The organism is Gordonia sp. ABSL11-1, assembly GCF_030315685.1.
Taxonomy (GTDB): domain Bacteria; phylum Actinomycetota; class Actinomycetes; order Mycobacteriales; family Mycobacteriaceae; genus Gordonia.
Map to the genome: position 1 here is coordinate 1 of NZ_JASXSI010000019.1, position 15,853 is coordinate 15,853.

Annotated in this window: 17 protein-coding genes and 1 pseudogene; 11 read left to right on the forward strand and 7 right to left on the reverse strand. The window is 67.4% G+C overall.

From position 1 onward, the window contains the following. Window positions 1-97: 97 nt before the first annotated feature. The gene (locus QSJ19_RS19240; protein WP_286322602.1) at window positions 98-382 is read right to left on the reverse strand and encodes a YciI family protein; all 285 of its coding nucleotides are present in this window, start codon (window positions 380-382) and stop codon (window positions 98-100) included. Window positions 383-400: 18 nt separating this feature from the next. Beyond that, a complete protein-coding gene (locus QSJ19_RS19245) occupies window positions 401-1,000 on the reverse strand; it encodes an amino-acid N-acetyltransferase (protein ID WP_286322603.1) in 600 nt (199 codons plus the stop codon). 194 nt (window positions 1,001-1,194) lie between these two features. On the opposite strand from QSJ19_RS19245, the gene pgsA reads away from it, so the two are divergent. The 7 genes from pgsA (at window position 1,195) to QSJ19_RS19280 (ending at window position 6,896) form a co-directional block, all read left to right on the forward strand. Beyond that, window positions 1,195-1,893, forward strand: a complete 699-nt coding sequence (gene pgsA, locus QSJ19_RS19250; RefSeq protein ID WP_286322604.1) for a CDP-diacylglycerol--glycerol-3-phosphate 3-phosphatidyltransferase — start codon at window positions 1,195-1,197, stop codon at window positions 1,891-1,893. 302 nt (window positions 1,894-2,195) lie between these two features. Further along, a complete protein-coding gene (locus tag QSJ19_RS19255) occupies window positions 2,196-2,558 on the forward strand; it encodes a helix-turn-helix domain-containing protein (protein WP_286322605.1) in 363 nt (120 codons plus the stop codon). Window positions 2,559-2,707: 149 nt separating this feature from the next. Continuing rightward, on the forward strand, window positions 2,708-3,532 hold the full coding sequence (locus QSJ19_RS19260; RefSeq protein ID WP_286322606.1) for a PspA/IM30 family protein: 825 nt from the start codon (window positions 2,708-2,710) through the stop codon (window positions 3,530-3,532). A gap of 139 nt (window positions 3,533-3,671) precedes the next feature. Then, window positions 3,672-4,838, forward strand: coding sequence for a glycosyltransferase (locus QSJ19_RS19265; RefSeq protein WP_286322607.1), 1,167 nt, complete (start codon window positions 3,672-3,674; stop codon window positions 4,836-4,838). 9 nt (window positions 4,839-4,847) lie between these two features. Beyond that, on the forward strand, window positions 4,848-5,042 hold the full coding sequence (locus QSJ19_RS19270; protein ID WP_187582058.1) for a DUF3046 domain-containing protein: 195 nt from the start codon (window positions 4,848-4,850) through the stop codon (window positions 5,040-5,042). A gap of 284 nt (window positions 5,043-5,326) precedes the next feature. Beyond that, a complete protein-coding gene (gene recA / locus QSJ19_RS19275; RefSeq protein ID WP_286322608.1) occupies window positions 5,327-6,370 on the forward strand; it encodes a recombinase RecA in 1,044 nt (347 codons plus the stop codon). Window positions 6,371-6,377: 7 nt separating this feature from the next. Beyond that, entirely contained in the window at window positions 6,378-6,896 is a 519-nt protein-coding gene (locus tag QSJ19_RS19280; RefSeq protein WP_286322609.1) for a regulatory protein RecX, read from the forward strand. A gap of 40 nt (window positions 6,897-6,936) precedes the next feature. Here QSJ19_RS19280 and QSJ19_RS19285 read toward each other — a convergent pair whose 3' ends face one another. The 4 genes from QSJ19_RS19285 to QSJ19_RS19300 are packed head-to-tail and all read right to left on the reverse strand — an operon-like array spanning window position 6,937 to window position 10,287. Next, complete coding sequence (locus QSJ19_RS19285; RefSeq protein ID WP_286322610.1) at window positions 6,937-7,827, reverse strand: amino acid ABC transporter permease; 891 nt, start codon at window positions 7,825-7,827, stop codon at window positions 6,937-6,939. Beyond that, a complete protein-coding gene (locus tag QSJ19_RS19290; protein WP_286322611.1) occupies window positions 7,824-8,507 on the reverse strand; it encodes an amino acid ABC transporter permease in 684 nt (227 codons plus the stop codon). The genes QSJ19_RS19285 and QSJ19_RS19290 overlap by 4 nt, the downstream gene beginning before the upstream one ends. Before the next feature lie 21 nt (window positions 8,508-8,528). Next, entirely contained in the window at window positions 8,529-9,557 is a 1,029-nt protein-coding gene (locus tag QSJ19_RS19295; protein WP_286322612.1) for a glutamate ABC transporter substrate-binding protein, read from the reverse strand. A 1-nt stretch (window position 9,558) separates the two neighbouring features. Next, window positions 9,559-10,287: an amino acid ABC transporter ATP-binding protein gene (locus QSJ19_RS19300; RefSeq protein WP_286322697.1), complete on the reverse strand. Its 729-nt coding sequence runs from the start codon at window positions 10,285-10,287 to the stop codon at window positions 9,559-9,561. Between the two features lie 176 nt (window positions 10,288-10,463). Between QSJ19_RS19300 and miaB the strand changes: the two genes are divergently transcribed. From miaB to QSJ19_RS19320, 4 genes and pseudogenes are all read left to right on the forward strand, one after another. Further along, window positions 10,464-12,050, forward strand: coding sequence for a tRNA (N6-isopentenyl adenosine(37)-C2)-methylthiotransferase MiaB (gene miaB, locus QSJ19_RS19305; RefSeq protein ID WP_286322613.1), 1,587 nt, complete (start codon window positions 10,464-10,466; stop codon window positions 12,048-12,050). Beyond that, complete coding sequence (locus QSJ19_RS19310; RefSeq protein ID WP_286322614.1) at window positions 12,050-12,688, forward strand: Rv2732c family membrane protein; 639 nt, start codon at window positions 12,050-12,052, stop codon at window positions 12,686-12,688. Before miaB ends, QSJ19_RS19310 begins: the two co-directional genes overlap by 1 nt. A gap of 626 nt (window positions 12,689-13,314) precedes the next feature. Next, window positions 13,315-13,678: pseudogene (locus tag QSJ19_RS19315) on the forward strand (hypothetical protein); the annotation flags it as partial. A 129-nt stretch (window positions 13,679-13,807) separates the two neighbouring features. Next, the gene (locus tag QSJ19_RS19320; protein ID WP_286322615.1) at window positions 13,808-14,227 is read left to right on the forward strand and encodes an acyl-CoA thioesterase; all 420 of its coding nucleotides are present in this window, start codon (window positions 13,808-13,810) and stop codon (window positions 14,225-14,227) included. Between the two features lie 49 nt (window positions 14,228-14,276). On the opposite strand, the gene QSJ19_RS19325 is transcribed toward QSJ19_RS19320, so the two are convergent. Further along, window positions 14,277-15,674 carry a DUF349 domain-containing protein gene (locus QSJ19_RS19325; protein ID WP_286322616.1) on the reverse strand — a complete coding sequence of 466 codons (1,398 nt, stop codon included), beginning with the start codon at window positions 15,672-15,674 and terminating at the stop codon, window positions 14,277-14,279. Window positions 15,675-15,853: the final 179 nt, after the last annotated feature.

Sequence of the window (15,853 nt, forward strand, 5' to 3'; positions counted from 1 at the left end):
CCCGGGGGCCCGGGCCCGCACCCGATGCAACGTCAACCAACCCGGCAACCCCAACACCAAAACAACAAACCCCGACGGCCCCTATTTCAGCAGTCTCCTAGGAGTCGAAGGGACCGAACACCTGCGTCCACTCGACGACACGCACACCGTCGACGGCCGCGTGCGCGATGAACGGATCGTTCGCCAGGAACGCCTCGGCGCCGTCGAGACTCTCCGCGCGGATCATGATCAGCGCACCGCTACCGTCCGGATACGGCCCGCAGGTCAGCACGTTGCCGGCGCGGAATTCCTCACCCAGCCATTCGCGGTGCAGCGGGCGGTGCTCGTCGCGGCGCGCGGCCTTCATCGGCCCGTAGGCGTAGTGCACGGCGAAGATCGCCATCGTCGTCTCCTGTCGTGGTCAGTTCAGGGTGGCCAGCATGCGGGTGTTGCCGAGAGTATTCGGTTTGACGTAGCTCAGATCGAGGAACTCGGCGACGCCCGTGTCGTAGGACCGGCACATCTCCTCGAAGACCTCGCGGGTGACCGGTGTGCCCTCGATCTCGGCGAAACCGTGCCGCGCGAAAAACGAGGTCTCGAAGGTCAGCACGAACACGCGCGACAGTTGCAGCTCGCGCGCCGCCCCCATCAGCTGGCCGACGAGTCGGTGCCCGATGCCGCGACCGGCGTGGGCGGTGTCGACGGCGACCGTGCGGACCTCACCCAGATCGGCCCACAGGACATGCAGCGCGCCACAGCCGACGACGACGTCGTCGAGGTCCGCCACCCAGAACTCCTGGACCGCCTCGTAGAGCGTGACGAGGTTCTTCTCCAGCAGGATGCGCCCCGCGTACTGGTCGATCAGTTCCTTGATGCGGGGGACATCCGAGGTGCGTGCCCGCCGGATCACGACGTCGCGCTTCCTCGCGGCTGCCGGTACGGACCCGGCCGGGGGCGTGGTCGGGCCCGGCGGAGCGGGTTCCGGTGTCGGGGATGCCGGTTCGGGGGCGACAGGGGACATGGCATCTCACAGTAGTCGCGTCCGCGAGGACACCGCACGAGTGATTTCCGGTCGCGGGCGGCTGTCTCGCGATGCACGATCGTGGTCCGCTGATGCACACCTGACGGATCGTCGGCGGGGGCTGCCGATAGGCTTGGGTACGTGCGGGAGCAGTATCGCCGGGTTGAACGGCGGCCACCACGGATCGGTATGTCATGACCGATCGGATGCGGCGTGCGGTCTCCGAGCACGGCATCGCCGGTGCCGGGCGCGGACCCGACCACATCACCGATCCGGTCGATCCGGTACCCGTGGTCAACATCGCCAACGCCCTCACCGTCTTTCGGATCGTTCTCGTACCGGTGTTCATCGCGGCACTGTTCGTCGACGGTGGTGAAGACACCGGGTGGCGGATCATCGCCGCGCTGATCTTCGGGATCGCCGCGATCACGGACCGGTACGACGGCCGGTTGGCGCGTCGCCGCGGTCTGATCACCGATTTCGGAAAAATGGCCGATCCGATCGCCGACAAGGCGCTCATCGGGGCGGCATTGGTCGGGCTGTCGATTCTCGGGGATCTGTCCTGGTGGGTGACCGCGGTGATCCTGGCCCGCGAACTCGGTGTCACCGCTCTGCGCTTCTGGGTGCTGCGACACGGCGTCATCCCGGCCAGCCGGGGCGGCAAGCTCAAGACCCTGCTGCAGGCAGTGGCCATCGGTCTGTACCTGCTGCCGCTGGCGGGAGCCTGGCATGTCGTGGCCGCCGTGATCATGGGTGTGGCGCTGGTCGTGACCGTTTTCACCGGCTTCGACTACGTGTGGCAGGCCGTCACCTTGCGCAACAGATCGACATCGGGTGCCCGGACGGGGGCCGCCGACCCGGACGGGACCCGGACCGACGCAGGGCAGCGCTGACGCACTCGTCGTCGCCGCGCGTCGTGTTCGCCGACGGCGCAACCGGTGCGACGCGCTCGCCCGGGACGGCACCGGGTGGATTGTTCGACTACTCTCGTCGGCACGAGCCTGGTCTCGGCAGCCGGGGATGTCGGGAACCCGGAACGGGGTCTCGGCGTTGTCCTGATGACGTTGTCGTGATCGAGATGGCGTTGTCGTGACGATGTCGGTCGTGATGATGATGTCGGTCGTGATGATGATGTCGGTCGTGATGATGTCGTCGTCACGACAGGACAGACCACAGAGCAGTGAGGAGGACCTCGATGGCAGTGCTACTGCGGGAGGCGCTCGGCGACAGTCTTCGCCGCGTGCGCACCGCGCAGGGTCGCACCCTGCGTGAGGTGTCCACCGACGCCCGGGTCAGCCTCGGCTACCTGTCGGAGGTCGAGCGTGGCCAGAAGGAGGCGTCGAGCGAACTGCTCGCCGCCATCTGTGACGCCCTCGACGTCGAGATCGCCGAACTGCTGCTGGACGTCGGTCATGCGATGCTCCCGGCCGACAGCGAGCGGCTGATCGGTGCGTCCGAGGCGGCCGCGGCGGCCGCGGAGATGGGCGTGCTGGACGCCAAGGTCGTCATCCCGGGTCCTCCCGGGCGGGCTGAGACCGCCGCTCTCGCCGCGGCCTGAGCTCAGACGTCGATGTTCATCCCACCCGCACACCGTCCGGCGTGCGGGTCGCGGTTTCGTACCGTGAGTGCGTCACCGCGTCCGGGACACAACAGCTAGATTGGTTTAGACAATCCCACCGACCACCGGACTATGGAGTTGACGCAAGCATGGCGAACCCGTTCGTGAAGTTGTGGCGCTACCTGATGGCACTCGGCAACGCGAAGATCGACGAGAACGCGGACCCGAAGATCCAGATCCAACAGGCGATCGAGGACGCTCAGCGTCAGCATCAGGCGTTGTCGCAGCAGGCGGCGTCGGTCATCGGTAATCAGCGTCAGCTGGAGATGAAGCTCAACCGGCAGCTCGAGGAGATCGAGAAGCTACAGGCCAACACCCGGCAGGCGCTGACCCTCGCCGATCAGGCGAGTGCGGCAGGCGATGCGGCGAAGGCGCAGGAGTACACCAACGCCGCCGAGGCGTTCGCCGCGCAGCTGGTGACCGCCGAGCAGAGCGTCGAGGATCTCAAGGTCCTGCACGATCAGTCGCTGCAGGCCGCCGAGCAGGCGAAGAAGGCCGTCGAGCGCAACGCGATGATGTTGCAGCAGAAGCTGGCCGAGCGCTCCAAGCTGCTCAGCCAGCTCGAGCAGGCGAAGATGCAGGAGCAGGTCAGTGCCTCCCTGAACCAGATGAGCGAGCTCTCGGTCCCGGGCAACACCCCCAACCTCGATCAGGTGCGTGACAAGATCGAGCGGCGGTATGCGAACGCACTCGGACAGGCCGACCTCGCCAAGAACACCGTGCAGGGCCGGATGCAGGAGGTCGAGCAGGCCGGGGTCCAGATGGCCGGCCACGCGCGTCTCGAACAGATCCGGGCCAGCATGGGCGGTGGTGCACTGCCCGCGTCCGGGAGTGGGACCGCACAGCCGACCGCGCAGCCCGCACAGCCGGCAGCTCAGCCCACCACCGAACAGCCGCCGCAGACCGGCAACTGATTCAGAAGACGACGCGGCAGCAGTCAGCCGCATCCGACGGCCTCTCACCTCGTGGGAGGCCGTCGTTGTTCCCGGGTTCCCGGCCGACGCGGTCGCCGATCGGCTGTCGCGTGTCGTCCGTCGTCGTGAGGAGTGTGCCGTGGCGCATGTCGCCATCGTTGCGGGACCTGATGCGGGACATGCGTTTCCGGCGTTCGCGCTGGCCGGACGCCTCGCCGCCGAGGGTGTCGAGGCGGTCGTGTTCACCGGTAGCCGGTGGACCGGTGCCGCCTCGCCTCGCGGGATCGATGTCGCGGAGCTCCCGGGGCTCGCCGCCCGCGCCGCCGACGACGACGAGGATGCGGGGGCCAAACTGAGTCGGCGCGCGGCGCGCATCGCGTGCGGATTGGCTCCCCAGCTCGCGCTCCACAAGACCGATCTCGTCATCTCCGACGTCATCACGGTCGGCGGTGCGTGGGCGGCGGAACTGACCGGCCTGCCGTGGATCGAACTGTCGCCGCATCCGCTCTATCGGCCGTCGCGCGGGCTGCCCCCGATCGGCGCAGGTCTCGCGTCCGGTACCGGGTGGTCCGGGCGGGCCCGTGACGCGGCGATGCGGACGGCGACGTCGTGGTCGCTGCGACAGGGTGAACGTCAGCGGGCGCGGGTGCGGACGGCGATCGGGCTCGACGGTGCTCCCGTCCCTCCCGTCGCGCGACTGATCGCGACACTGCCCGCCCTGGAGGTCCACCGGCCGGACTGGCCGGCGGACACGCACCTGGTCGGCCCTCTACTGTGGGAACCGACAGACGAGGTGTTCGCGCAACCCGCGGGCCGGGACCCGCTGATCCTCCTCGCCCCGTCGACCGCGGTGACGGGCGCGGCCGACATGGTGTCCGTCGCCCTCGAGGCGATGCGGCCGGAGATCTTGGGATTCCCTGTACGCGTGGTGGTCTCGGCGCTCGACATTCCCGACGGTGTACCCCACTCGGACTCGGTGGTCGCAGGGACGGCGCGTCAGGACGAGTTGCTGGCCGATGCCGATCTCGTCGTGTGCGGCGGAGGGCACGGGATGCTCGCGAAGGCGTTGTCGGCAGGGGTTCCGGTGGTGACGGTCCCCGGCGGTGGCGACCAGTGGGAACTGGCGAATCGGGTCCTGCGACAGGGCAGCGGACTCCTGGTACGGCCGGTGACCGCCGATGCGCTGGCGGGCTCGATCCGATCGGTACTCACCGATCGGCGCTTCGCCGAGGCCGCCGCCGAAGCCGCCGGATCGGCGCGTGCGACGGTCGATCCGGTCCGCGTCGTGTGCCGGTTGCTCCCGTAGGCTGGCGGGGTGCGATTGACCGAATTCACCGAACTGATCACCACCGAATTCGGGGAACGGTCGGCGGATTCGATCCTGATCGACCATGTCCTGACCGAGTTCGGCGGACGGACCGGCGCCCAGGCCATCGAGGACGGGATCGACCCGCGCGACGTCTGGGTGGCGATCTGCCGGGACTTCGATGTCCCGCGCGAGCGCTGGTAGCGCCACTCCGCCGAAGGGCGCGCCGAGGTGGCGCGGACAGGCCGGCGGACCTCCTCGACACGCTGGCGTGTCACACTTGCCATCGAACACATGTTCGTCCACTCTGGACTCCGACGGAACCGCGTTCCCGTCGTATGCGTCAAAGACACGGGACATGAATGACGTGGAGCCGAGCCGACGAACATTGTCAGACCCCATGGCTAGCGTGCTCATCACAACGGCCACAGCACAGACCCACACACCATCCGGCCGGATCGCCGGTCGAGAGTTCGGAGGAGATTCCCATGGCAGCTGCACCCCAGGATCGGGAGAAGGCGCTCGATCTGGCACTCGCGCAGATCGACAAGAACTTCGGCAAGGGATCGGTCATGCGCCTCGGCGAGGAGACGCGTCAGCCGATCGAGGTCATCCCGACGGGTTCCATCTCGCTGGACGTCGCTCTGGGCATCGGCGGGCTCCCGCGCGGCCGCGTCGTCGAGATCTACGGACCGGAGTCGTCGGGTAAGACGACGGTCGCCCTGCACGCCGTGGCGAACGCGCAGGCGCAGGGCGGCATCGCCGCATTCATCGACGCCGAGCACGCACTCGACCCCGACTACGCGGCCAAACTCGGTGTCGACACCGACGCCCTCCTCGTCTCGCAGCCCGACACCGGTGAGCAGGCACTCGAGATCGCGGACATGCTGATCCGCTCCGGGGCACTCGACATCCTCGTCATCGACTCAGTGGCCGCGCTGGTGCCGCGCGCGGAGATCGAGGGCGAGATGGGTGACAGCCACGTCGGCCTGCAGGCACGCCTGATGAGCCAGGCGTTGCGCAAGATGACCTCTGCCCTGAGCAATTCGAAGACCACGGCGATCTTCATCAACCAGCTGCGCGAGAAGATCGGCGTCATGTTCGGTTCGCCGGAGACGACCACCGGTGGCAAGGCGCTCAAGTTCTACGCATCCGTGCGTCTGGACGTGCGTCGCATCGAGACGCTCAAGGACGGCACCGACGCCGTGGGCAACCGCACCCGCGTCAAGGTGGTCAAGAACAAGGTCGCCCCGCCGTTCAAGCAGGCCGAGTTCGACATCCTCTACGGACAGGGCATCAGCAAGGAGGGCTCGCTGATCGACATGGGTGTCGCCGAGGGCTTCATCCGGAAGTCCGGTTCGTGGTTCACCTACGAGGGGGACCAGCTCGGCCAGGGCAAGGAGAACGCCCGCAAGTTCCTGCTCGAGAACGACGACGTCCGCGACGAGATCGAGAAGAAGATCAAGGAGAAGCTCGGCATCGGAGCCGTCGTCGACGCCGACGAGGTCGCTCCCGCGCCGGTGGAGTTCTGATCGGGTCATGAGCACCACCACGGACCCCGAGGAACGGAAGGGCCCCAGCGCCTGGGACACCGCACTCCGACTCCTCGGGGTCCGTGCGCGTACCCGGCAGGAGATGGTGGACAGGCTGGCCCGCAAGGGTTTCGACCCCGACGACATCGACGACGTGATGACCCGGCTGGACCGTCATCAGCTCCTCGACGACGTCGAGTTCGCGAACGAGTGGGTGCGCTCGCGCCACGCGTACTCCGGCCGCGGCCGGGTCGCGCTACGGCACGAACTGAAGGCCAAAGGCGTCGACGCCGGCGTCATCGAGTCCGCACTGGCCGAGGTCGATCCCGACGACGAACGTGCCGTCGCGGCCGACCTCGTCGCCAAGAAACTCACGCCCAGCCAGGTGGAACGACTCCAGGCCGATCCGGCGCTGCGCGAGACGCTGTTCCGTCGGCTGGTCGGGATGCTGGTCCGGCGCGGCTATCCGCAGGCGACGGCGATCGACGTCGTGAAAGACGCGCTCGACGCCGTCGCGGCGGCCTGAGGGCCGACCGCGACGGCCCTGCGATCAACGACGTCGCGGTCTACTTCTGCCCGAACGGCATGTTCTCCATCGCCGCGAGATCGGCTTCCTCGGCGTCGGGAACGACGGTACCGCGCTTGCCCTTCCGCAGGCGTCCCTCGAGATACGTTGCCAGCGTGGTCAAACCGAAGTTGATGACGATCATCACGATGGCGACCACGACCAGGGCCGGCAGATAGTTGCCGTAGTACGACGCGGACTGGATTCCCGAGCGCACCACCTCGATGTAGCCGATGGCGTATCCGAGTGCGCTGTCCTTCAGTGCGATCACCATCTGCGAGACGAGCGCGGGCAGCATGGCGGTGACGGCCTGGGGCAGCAGGATGACCCGCATCATCTGGGACTTGCGGAGCCCCAACGCCATCGATGCCTCGGTCTGACCCTTCGGCAGCGAGTTGATTCCGGATCGCAGGATCTCGGCGATGACCGACCCGTTGTACAGGGTGAGACCGGTGACGACGGCGGCGAACGCGAGTTGTGACGACGGGAAGATCGCGTAGTCGGCGAAGAGGTAATAGGCGAAGATCATCAGGATCAACACCGGGATCGCGCGGAAGATCTCCACGAACACACCGGACAGGCGTCGCACCCAGCCGTGGTCGGACAGTCGGCCGATACCGAGGACGGCACCGAGGACGAGAGCCAGCACGATCGAGAGGGCGGCGGCCTTCAGCGTTCCCCACAGCCCGGGCAGGATGTAGGTCGTCCACGTGGTCGATGTGATGAAGGGATCCCATTTCTCGCCGCTGAGCTGATCGTTACCGGCGAGGATGACCAGGACGTACACGGCGACGGCGACCAAGATGGCGATGAAGATGACCGCGATGATCCTGTTGCGCAGCCGCGCCTTCGGTCCGGGGGCGTCGTAGAGGACGGTGGCGTCGGCACTCATCGCTTCACCGCCAGTCGCTTGGCCAGATATCCGAAGACGAATCCTTCGGTCAGGGTGATGATCATGAAGCCGATCGCGATGATGACGAAGATCGCGACGATCTGGTCGGAGTACGTCTCGATCTCCTCCTTCATCAGCAGCGATGCCTCCGCGACACCGATCACCGAGGCGATGGTGGTGTTCTTGGTGAGTGCGATCAGCACGCTGCCGAGGGGGCCGATGACCGATCGGATCGCCTGGGGGAGAACGATGATGCCGAACACCTGGGGAAAGGTGAGGCCGAGCGAACGGGCCGCCTCGGCCTGCCCGAGCGGCACCGTGTTGAAGCCGGAGCGCAACGTCTCGCACACGAACGTCGCGGTGTAGAGCACGAACGCGAGCGCCGCGAGCCAGAAGTTGTTGTTCTCGATGAAGTTCTCGTTGTCGGGTGCGAGGGCGAGTCCGAGATTCTGGTAGAGCCCGATCGAGCAGAACAGCACGATCAGCGTGAGCGGGGTGTTCCGGACGATGTTCACGTAGGTCTCGGCGAACCCACGCATCACCGGCACCGGGGACACCCGCATCGCCGCCAGCAGCGTCCCCCAGACCAGCGCACCGATGGCCGAGAAGAAGGTCAGTTTCAGCGTCACCCAGAAGGCCGGCCACAATTGTGGCCCCATGTCCGCCCAGAGTTCACTCATTGCGCGTCAATCCCTTCCGCGTCAGCTCAGGCCCGGCGGGCACGGTGTGGAGGTGGAGTCGAGGAACCCCAGATTCCCGGGATCGGGAGTGAACTTGTACTTCGAATCAGGCGCGTCTGCGCGGGCGATCATCGAGTCCACGGTCGGGTTGCCGATCGCATCGCGTAGCGCACGGTCCCAGGGCGACTCACCGCCGGGGCCGGGCACCATCATCGCGTCGAGCGCCTCGTTCACCTTGGTCACCGCCTCGGGATACTGCTTCGCCATGCCGATGCCGTAGTACTCGGTGGAGAACGGCGTCCCCGCCCTCTTCAGCGCATCCTTGACGCAGGCGTCCTTCGGATAGCTCATGCCGACCAGCTTGAACTCGCCGGGGAAGAAGTTCGCATACCCGGCCAGGATCACCTCGTCGGTCGTCAGCGCGTCGACCTTGCCGCGCCGCAGCGCCTCGACGCACGACGAGTAGGAGTCGTACTCCTGCAACTGCACCGACGGCAGCTGTGCCTTGACGTTCTGCGCGGGAGTCGATCCGGTGACCGAGCACAACTTCTTCCCGGAGTTCAGATCGGTCAGGGTGGAGATGGAGTCGTCGTCCTCGCGGACCAGCAATCCCTGGTAGTTGACCAGGTAGGGTCCGGCGAAGTCGACCTCCTTCTGTCGCGCCGCGGTGATCGAGTACGTCGCGGCGATCATGTCCACCTCGCCATTGTCGATCAACGTCTCACGCTGTGCCGACGGTGTCTCGCGCCAACGGATCTCGGGCCGATCGACCCCGAGCGAGTCGGCGATGTGATCGATGACGAACTCCGAGACCGAGGGGTCGAAACCGGTCACCGACTTGTCGGGGTTGCGGATGCCGAGGCCCGGCTGATCGTACTTGGTACCCAGGACGACGGACCCGCTGCGGATCGAGTCGATCAGGTTGCGAGGGTCGGTGTTGCCGCACGCGGAGACGGTGCCCGCGAGGAGAGCGAGGGCCAGGGCGAGGACGGCGAGACCGGAGAACCGACGTACGCCGGGGTGCGATGTGGATGCTCGGGTGGCCGCCATGTCAGTGGCCCAGGATCTTCCCGAGGAAGTCCTTGGCGCGCTCGGATCTCGGTGCCGAGAAGAAGCTGTCCGGGTCGGAGTCCTCGACGATCGCGCCGTCGGCCATGAAGATCACCCGGTCGGCCGCCTTGCGCGCGAAGCCCATCTCATGGGTGACCACCAGCATCGTCATGCCCTCCCTGGCGAGCGAGACCATGACGTCGAGTACCTCGTTGACCATCTCTGGATCGAGGGCCGAGGTCGGTTCGTCGAACAGCATGATCTTCGGGTCCATGGCCAACGACCGCGCGATCGCCACACGCTGTTGCTGACCGCCGGAGAGTTGCGCCGGGAACTTGTCTTTCTGGCTGGCGATGCCCACACGGTCGAGGAGCTCGAGTGCCCGCTTGGTGGCGTCGTCCTTGCTCTTCCTGCGCACCTTGATCGGGGCGAGGGTGACGTTCTCCAGGATCGTCTTGTGGGCGAACAGGTTGAACGACTGGAACACCATGCCGACGTCGGCACGCAGGCGGGCGAGATCCTTGCCCTCCTCGGGCAGGAGTTGCCCGCCGATGGAGATCTCACCGCCGTCGATGGGCTCGAGACGGTTGATCGTCCGGCACAGTGTCGACTTGCCCGATCCCGACGGGCCGAGCACCACGACGACCTGTCCGGCCGGCACCTCGAGGTCGATGTCGCGGAGCACGTGCAGCGACCCGAAGTGCTTCTGGACGCCCTTCATCACGATCATCGGCGCCGCCTGCCCGGTCGTCGCATCCCCGGTCGTCACGGAATCGTCGCTCGGCGAATCGGTCATAGACGCTCACCTTAATCGTGCCTCGCCCCTGCGTCGCGACCATCGGGTCGATCGCGAACGCCGCGAATGCCGCGCAAGGCCGATTTGCGCAGGCCAGTACCCTGGAAAAGGTGAGCATCGAGTTGTCGCAGCGGCGTGGCGCCCACGGACAGTGGTCCGGGGCGTCGGCCGATTCCACCCGCAGTTATCAGGTCCGGACGTACGGCTGCCAGATGAATGTGCACGATTCGGAGCGGATCGCGGGACTGTTGGAGGACGCCGGTTACGTTCAGGCCTCCGACGGCGGAGACGCCGACCTGGTCGTCTTCAACACGTGCGCCATCAGGGAGAACGCCGACAACAAGTTGTACGGGAATCTGTCGCATCTGGCGCCTGCCAAGGCCGAGCGGCCCGGCATGCAGATCGCCGTCGGCGGCTGTCTCGCTCAGAAGGACAAGGACGCGGTCCTGCGTAAGGCGCCGTGGGTCGACGTCGTCTTCGGCACCCACAACATCGGGTCACTGCCGGCACTGCTCGAACGCGCCCGGCACAACGAGACCGCCGAGGTGGAGATCCTCGAGTCCCTCGAGAGGTTCCCGTCGACCCTTCCCGCCAAGCGGGACTCGGCCTACTCCGGGTGGGTGTCGGTGTCGGTCGGCTGCAACAACACGTGCACGTTCTGCATCGTGCCGTCGCTGCGTGGCAAAGAGGTCGACCGACGCCCCGGAGACGTCCTGGCCGAGGTGTCCGCGCTCGTCGAGCAGGGCGTGCTCGAGGTGACGCTGCTCGGCCAGAACGTCAACGCATACGGCATGTCCTTCGCCGATCCTGCTCTCGGCCGACAGCGTGGGGCATTTGCCGACCTGCTCCGGGCGTGCGGGCACATCGATGGTCTCGAGCGTGTCCGGTTCACCTCTCCGCATCCGGCCGAGTTCACCGACGACGTGATCGACGCCATGGCGCAGACACACAACGTCTGCCCGCAGTTGCACATGCCGCTGCAGTCGGGGTCCGACCGGATTCTCAAGTCGATGCGACGCAGCTATCGGCAGCGGAAGTTCCTCGGCATCCTCGACAAGGTCCGCGCGGCCATGCCCGATGCCGCGATCACCACCGACATCATCGTCGGGTTCCCGGGTGAGACCGAAGAGGATTTTCAGCAGACACTGGATGTCGTTGCGCAAGCACGATTCTCGAGTGCGTTCACCTTTCAGTACTCGCCCCGCCCCGGGACCCCGGCCGCGACGATGCCGGATCAGGTACCACCGGAGGTCGTCGGGGAGCGGTACCGCCGACTGATCGCCCTGCAGGAAGAGATCTGCCTCGACGAGAACCGGCGGATCGTCGGGTCCGAGGTCGAACTGCTCGTCGTCGCCGATGAGGGACGCAAGTCCGCGCACACCGGACGCATGACCGGCCGAGCGCGCGACGGACGTCTGGTCCACTTCGCCACGACGGCCGGGGAGCACGGGTATCTCGACCCGGCCGCGACGATCAGGCCCGGGGACGTGGTCACGACCCGCGTCACCGGAGCCGCACCGCACCACCTCATCGCCGATTCCGGTCCGGCGACGCATCGTCGCACCAGGGCGGGCGACGCACATGAGGCGAGTCGCATGCCCACCACGGCGCCGGTCGGCGTCGGCCTGGGTATGCCCACCATCGGGGCCGCGCCGGTCGAGCCGGTCACCGTCGGATGTTCAGGAGGATGTGGCTGATGACCGCAGACGATGACCGCCAGACCGACCGGCCGTCGGACCCCCGGGCACGACGAGAGTCGGATGTGGGTCGGTTCGCCGAATACGAGGGAGATCTCCGCAAGGCCGAGCGCAAAGTCGCCGGCGAGATCGACCCGGGGATGCGCGCAGTGGTGGTCGCGGTGGCAGTTCTCGTGGCCATGCTGTCGTTGGTGCTCCCGCACACCGGAACCGCCACTGGTATCGAGGTGCTGACCTTCGCGCCGGACTCGGTCGCCGAACGGGTGACCATCACGTCCAAGGTGTTCGTCTACCTGGTGGCGATCTTCGGGATCGGCGCCTCGGTCCTCGCACTGCTCACCCGGCGCTGGATTCTCGCCTGGATCGCGCTGTGCGGCAACGCGATCGCTTGTGTGGCCGGCATGCTGGCGTGGTGGTCGCGGAACACCCCGGGCGTCGGAGGAGTGCAGCCGCCGTCGGGCGTCGGCATCGGTCTCATCGTCGGCTGGCTCGCCGTGCTGGTGCTGACCTTCCATTGGGCGCGTGTCGTGTGGGCGCGCAGCACCTACCAGCTGGCCCTCGAGGAGGAACGCCGCAAGGAGGCGGCCGCGCGCGAGGACCTCGCCCGGTCGTTGCAGCACAAACCTGGTCAGGGGTGATCGGACCCGACCGGTGCCGGTCGGCCATCCGGGTGTGCTCGCCCCCTACCGCCGGGGCCGCGTCTCGGGCAGCACGACGTAGAGCCCTGACCGCCGGGCGGCTGTCGGTGGTCCGTGTGCACAGCTCGACCTGGCAACTTCCACCGTCGACGAGATCGCGATACATGACCCCGGCATGCTGGAACCGATTGGCGACCGATTCCGCGGTGATCATTGTGTTCCCGCCCAGGGCGGCACCGTTGAAGGCCTCCTCCTCCATCGTCGCCGCCCACACGCCGTAGTCGACGGCGCGTCCACCCGGGCGCGGGTCGATCACCCAGTACCTCGTCCATGCGCGTCCGATCCCCGCTGCGCCGACGACCGGGTATCCGTCGAGATCGTCGATCCGCAGTGAGTCCCGGACGGCCAGTTGGCTGTCGGCCGGCAGAGCGACCACCCGCTTCTCGGCGTGCACCGGCCAGGGCATCGAACCCGTTCGTGTCGTCGTAGGGCGGCCGGGCGAGGGACGCGTCGACATCGCCGTCGAGCAGCCGACTGATCTGTTCACCCCAGCTGAGTTGGACGAAGGCTAGGGTCACTCCGGGTTTCTCCCGCCGGAATCGGTCCAGGAAACCGTCCTGGCCGCCGTGCTGGTGATGTGGACAGGCAGGCAGAAGATGGCCGTCGCCGATTGGGGCTTTGCCGGAGAGGCCCGAGTTCAGTCAGTTCGTCCCGGACGGATGTTGGGGGACAACGTCTTCGGTGCACTCGACGACGATTCCGCATCCACCCGGTCGGCGTTCGACCCCGACGGCTGGTATCTCGTCCGTCGGACGCTGGGCGTTCGTCTGGCCCTACGACGAGAAGGTCCGGATGATCGGCGAACACGTCTACGAGGACGCCGAGTTGAAGGTGGTCACCCAGGTCGCGCCGGACGACGTCATCACCGGTGCTCGTGCGGCGCACCTGCTGTCGCCGATCATCGACAAATACCCGCTGACGCATCCCTGATGCCGGCACCCGGGTGACCGCAGGGCTGACCGCGTCGGCCCGGTGACAGGTGATTCGGCCTCCGCCGTCGCCCTCCGGGCGAGGGAGGAGGCCGAATCCGCCTGCGCGCGGCTGTGGTGGGATCGTGTTATGACCGACACCATCACCGTCGACGACTATCCCGCCCGCGTCACCGAGAAGGTCCGCTATGCGGACACCGATCGGCAGGGGCACGTCAACAATGCGGTGTTCGCGACGTTCCTGGAATCCGGACGCGTCGCCGTCCTCTACGACCCGCACGCACCGCTGGCCGAACCGGGTTCCGGATTCGTCATCGCGCGGCTCGAACTGGACTTCCGGGCCGAGATGACGTGGCCCGGGGACGTGGTCGTCGGGACACGGGTCGCGACGATCGGGCGGAGTTCGGTGACGCTCGAGCAGGGGATCTTCCAAGGCGACCGCTGTGTCGCCACCGCGCGTACCGTCATCGTCTCGATGGACGAGGCGACCAGGCGGTCACGCCCGTTGCCGGAGTCGGCGATCACCGCGCTGACCGCGTTGATCGAGTGAGCCGCGCGTCCCGACGGTCGCGGGAACGTTCGAGCCACCTGCCGGTCGATCAGCGGTCGGCGATGGCGCTGGCCGCGGCGTCGGCCCACTCTTTCCACTGGGCGGCCTGCTCGCGCAGCGTGGCGGCGTCCTTGGCCTTGCCGCGCTCATCGGCTTTGCGCGCCTGATCCTCGAGTTGTGCCGCGCGATCGGCGAACTGGGCGGCCCGGGCCTGCGCCTCGGGATCCGTGCGCTGCCACTGGGCGTCCTCGGCATCGCGCAACCGCTTCTCCAGCGCGCGTGCACGGGCCTCGAGGCTGCCCATCTGTTCGCGGGGTACCTTGCCGACCTCGTCCCACTTGTCCCGGAAGGACCGGAAATCGCGCCGCGCCGCCTCGAGATCCGACGACGGGTCGATGGTCTTCTCGGCCTCGTCCAGCAGTGCGAGCTTGGCCGCCGCGTTGGCCGCGAATTCGTTGTCGCGTTCCGACGTCGCCGCGTTGCGAGCGGAGAAGAACACGTCCTGCGCGGCTTTGAACCGCTGCCACAGCGCGTCGTCGGCGTCCCGCGGTGCGCGGCCGGCGGCCTTCCACTCGGTCAGCAACTCGCGGAACCTCGCGGACGTCGGCCCCCAGTCGGTGGAGCCGGACAGCTCCTCGGCGCGGGTGATCAGTTCTTCCTTGCGCGCCTTGGCCCCGGCACGCTCCCGGTCGAGTTCGGCGAAGTGCGCCCCGCGGCGGCGGTTGAACGCGTCGCGCGCCTTGGCGTATCGCTTCCACAAGGTGTCGTCGGTCTTGCGGTCGACGCCCTTGATGGTCTTCCATTCGTCGAGGATGGCGCGCAGACGATCGCCGGCCACCTTCCACTGGGTGGAGTCGGCGCCGATCTGTTCGGCCTCGGTGGCCAGTTCCTCCTTGCGGGCGATGGCCGCGGATCGGGCCTTGTCGCGTTCGGCCTTGATGGAGTCGGCCACCTCGTCGGCGCTGCCGACGATCACCGTGAGTCGTTCCTCCAGTGCGGCCACATCACCGATCACCGCAGCGGTCGGGAGGGCGTCGAGAAGGTGCTTCGCCGCGGTCTGGGCCTTGCGAGGGTCGCCCGAGCGGGCCGCGAGTCGCTCCTCGAGGATCTCCACCTCGGTCGCGAGGTCGTCGAACTTCCGCGCGAAATGGGCGAGTCCGTCCTCGATCGACCCGGCCTGCCAGGAACCGATCTCCCGCTCCCCACCGCCCCTGCGCAGCCAGACGACGCCCTCGCTGTCGATCCGTCCGAACTTGTGCGGGTCACCGTGCGGTACCAGCGTCGGGACGACAGGGGCGTCGGCCGCACGTGGATGTGGGCCGGGACGTGGGCCGGGTTTCGGCCCGGGCTTGGGTGTCGGGTGCGGTACCGGCGGCGCATCGGCGTCGCCGGAAGCAGTGGCCGGCGCCGTGTCGGAGGTCGTGGTCGGATCGGTCGGATTTGTCATGTGCAGGTGCCCTCTCCCGCAGGTGTGGTGCCGCGCGTCACGGCTGCCGTTGCATCGAAACCGCGTATCGGCGGACGGTGCCGACACATGGGTCTTCCCATTCAAACAGGTCAGGGCTCGTCGTGGGGCCGCTGCCACGACATTGCGTCCGGCAGCTCGGGTATGCCACCGACTCGCCG